The 3,092-nt window shown below is 62.1% G+C and carries 3 protein-coding genes; 2 read left to right on the forward strand and 1 reads right to left on the reverse strand.

The window, feature by feature from the left end:
• Nucleotides 1-245: 245 nt before the first annotated feature.
• Nucleotides 246-503: a PepSY domain-containing protein gene (locus EOA79_RS31065; RefSeq protein WP_066989847.1), complete on the reverse strand. Its 258-nt coding sequence runs from the start codon at nt 501-503 to the stop codon at nt 246-248.
• 409 nt (nt 504-912) lie between these two features.
• On the opposite strand from EOA79_RS31065, the gene EOA79_RS31070 reads away from it, so the two are divergent.
• Both EOA79_RS31070 and EOA79_RS31075 read left to right on the forward strand, forming a co-directional pair.
• Entirely contained in the window at nt 913-2,697 is a 1,785-nt protein-coding gene (locus tag EOA79_RS31070) for an adenylate/guanylate cyclase domain-containing protein (protein ID WP_095800730.1), read from the forward strand.
• Between the two features lie 119 nt (nt 2,698-2,816).
• On the forward strand, nt 2,817-3,092 hold a 276-nt coding region (locus tag EOA79_RS31075), incomplete at its 3' end, for a hypothetical protein (RefSeq protein ID WP_164894035.1).

Raw genomic sequence — 3,092 nt, forward strand, 5'->3', positions numbered from 1 at the left:
GCTCGAAATAGCTTGGGGCGGCAGCGAGCTCAGCGCTGCATAGATCGCGACCAACGCGACCAATCCGACGAGCACCGCGATCAGATAGCCGGCGAGCACCATCAGGATGCGCTTTAGAACGTAGCCAACCATTCCCATGCACCCCCGTGCCCGCAATCATGGCGCGCAGTCAGCCATCAAACGTGGATCGACGCAAGTCTCGGATAGGGAGGCGCCGGCCCAGCTGCGGGGGGCCGTATCAGGCGTTACTTCGGTTCGCCGGTGACCGGATCGTAGGTGATTTCGACCTTGGCCTTGTCGGTCGTGTAATAGGTAACGGTATAGCCGTCGCTGCTCCAGCCGACCTCCTTGATATATTGGAAGTCGCTCCGCTTCTCGACCTTGGTCAGGATTTCCGAGAGCTTCTTGGCATTTTGCGGCGGCAGCGCTTGCGCTTCGGCCGCGAAAGCCGACCCGCCGACAAGGAAAAACGCGATACCGCTTGCCAAAAGAACACCGCGCATGACTGCCCTCAATCTCTCGTGGTGGCATGAACGCGCTGACAACTCGAATCCGGGCCCGTTGGTTCCGCCAACGGGCCGCAACGCCTTGCTCCACAGTTGGTCCGTCACGGCCGGCGCGACTTCTATTCGCGAAAGCTTAAATAAGTAAAACGGCGTGAATCCAACAAGTAAGGAGGCTTCTGCAACATCGGACTTCAGGTAACGAACGACTAACCATGGCTTGCGCCGAAACCGCCTTCCATTAGCTGTTCGTGGTAGAGCTTTTGGCCAGACCCTGTTAGAGTCCCGGACCAACAGGGTGGCAACGGCGCGCCGAGCCTGCCGGGGATCTTCCATCGGCAAACGGCGAAGTTTTTTTGGAGCGGAAGTCGCCTGTTCTGAACCGAAAACAGGGACCGGGGGCTCAACCATGGCTGAACGGAACTATACCCGTCAGCTTGCGACAATCATTTCTATCGACGCCGTTGGTTTTTCGCGGCTGATGGGCATCGACGACGAGCGCGCCGTCGCGGCCTTCGAGGAAAGGCGCGATATCATCACCGACAGTTGCGGCGCCTTTGGCGGCCGCACGTTTGGCGTTGCCGGCGACAGCATCATGGCCGAATTCGGCAATCCAATCGAAGCCTTGCGCGCGGCGTTCGATTTCCAGGACCGGATCATGGCGCTCAATGCCTCGGCCGCGGATGAGATGCGCATGCCGTTCCGGGCCGGGATCAACACCGGAGACGTCATCGTCCGCGAGGGCCGCCTCTATGGCGACGACGTCAACATTGCCGCGCGCCTGCAGGAATTCGCTCCACATGACGGTCTAGCCATCTCAGAGACGACCTGGCACCACGTGAAGGACAAGACGGCCGCGGTTTTCACCGACCTTGGCGAGTTCATGCTCAAGAACATCGCCCTGCCTGTACGTGTGCTGATCGCCGGACGCGGCGGCAACGGCGCGGCGATTGCTGCGCCCCTGGCCGCCATCCCTACCGCTCCCGTCCATGACAGACTCGCATCGAAGGGCCCGCCGGCAATCGCGGTGCTGCCGTTTCACGGCAGCAACGGAGGCGAGCCTGACGTCGGCTACATGGCCGACGGCATTGCGGAAGACATCATCTACGGCCTGTCCAACACCCGCTGGCTCTCGGTGATCGCGAAGGGCTCCAGCTTCCAGTTTCGCGACGACCAGCTCGGAACCAGGCTCATCGGCAATGCGCTTGGCGCGCGCTACATCGTCGGCGGCACGCTGGCGCGCCACAGCGGGCAGATACGCCTCAACGCCTCGCTGACCGACACGTCGAACGGGCGCCTGGTCTGGTCGCAGCGCTTCGACCGCGACCTCATCGACATCTTCAGGCTGCGCGACCAGATCGGCAGCGAGATCGTTTCGATCCTCGACAAGGAGGTCGACCGAGCCGAGCAGGTGCGCACCTTCCAGGTGCCGTGGGAAAGCCTCGAGACCTGGCAGCTGGTGCGGCGGGGCCGCTGGCACATGAACAGGCGCACGCGCAAAGACACCGAGATCGCGCTCGAATTCTTCGAGAAGGCTTACCAAGAAGATCCGAATTCCAGCGCCGTGCTGAACGAGCTGGCATGGTGGTATTTCTGGCGGGCATGGCTGCGCTTCGGCGACAGCGACGACCTGGCCAAGGTCGAAGAATTTGCGCGCAAGTCGCTCTTGATGGACAGCCTCGACGCGCGGCCGCACGCCTATCTCGGGGCTGCCGACATCATGCGCGGCCAGCCGGCATCTGCGGCGGAGCATCTGGCCGAGGCGATCCACATCAATCCGAGCTTTGCCTTCGCCCGCTCGGCAATGGGCAGCGCGCGGCTGCTGCTTGGCGATGCCGCCGGCGCGATCCCGTCCTTCCTGGATACCGAGCGGCTGAGCCCGTTCGACCTCTACCGCTTTCACAATCTGGGCGAGCTGGCTGCCGCATACTGTTTGGTCGAGGACTGGCCGGCCGCAATTGCGGTTGCCGATCGCTCGCTCAACCTTTCGCCGGGCTATTTCTACGCCAGGTTCCTCAAAATCGGCGCCTTGATGCGGAGCGGCCGTCTTGAGGAGGCCGAACGCGAACGCGCCATTCTGGCAACCAGGCATCCCGATTTTTCTGAGCAGCGGATTCGCTGGATACCGTTCGTCGATCCTGCGAAGAACAACTTCCTGATCGCGAATTTCGGCCAGGCCAAGTCCATCGCATGATTGCCGGAACCGAACACCGATGATTGTGAAAAAAATCACATACGCCGGACCGAACCAAACCTAGGCCAGACAATAGCCGGCATCGCAGTGACGTGGACAGCCGGGGGGCTCGAACGCGCATGATCAAGTTGAAGTATTTCGCTGCTGTCCGCGCTGCCCAGAAGAGCCAGCGCCCTGTCGCCGAAATGCCGCCCTTCGATATCGACCGGCTCCGCGCCAAGGGGCTTGCGTCCCGTATCGCCGGCTTCCTTTTCAACGACCCGCGCTGGCTGCTGGCGCTGCTGCGCCGCTTCTGGCCGAACCTGGCCTTCGGCAATTTCCTGCTTGTCACCAAAGGCGTCGATGTGCGCGACATTTTGGAGCGCGGCGACGAGTTCGAGACGCCGTACGGACCG

Origin of the sequence: Mesorhizobium sp. M1A.F.Ca.IN.020.03.2.1 (assembly GCF_004023205.1) — a bacterium.
GTDB lineage: Bacteria > Pseudomonadota > Alphaproteobacteria > Rhizobiales > Rhizobiaceae > Mesorhizobium.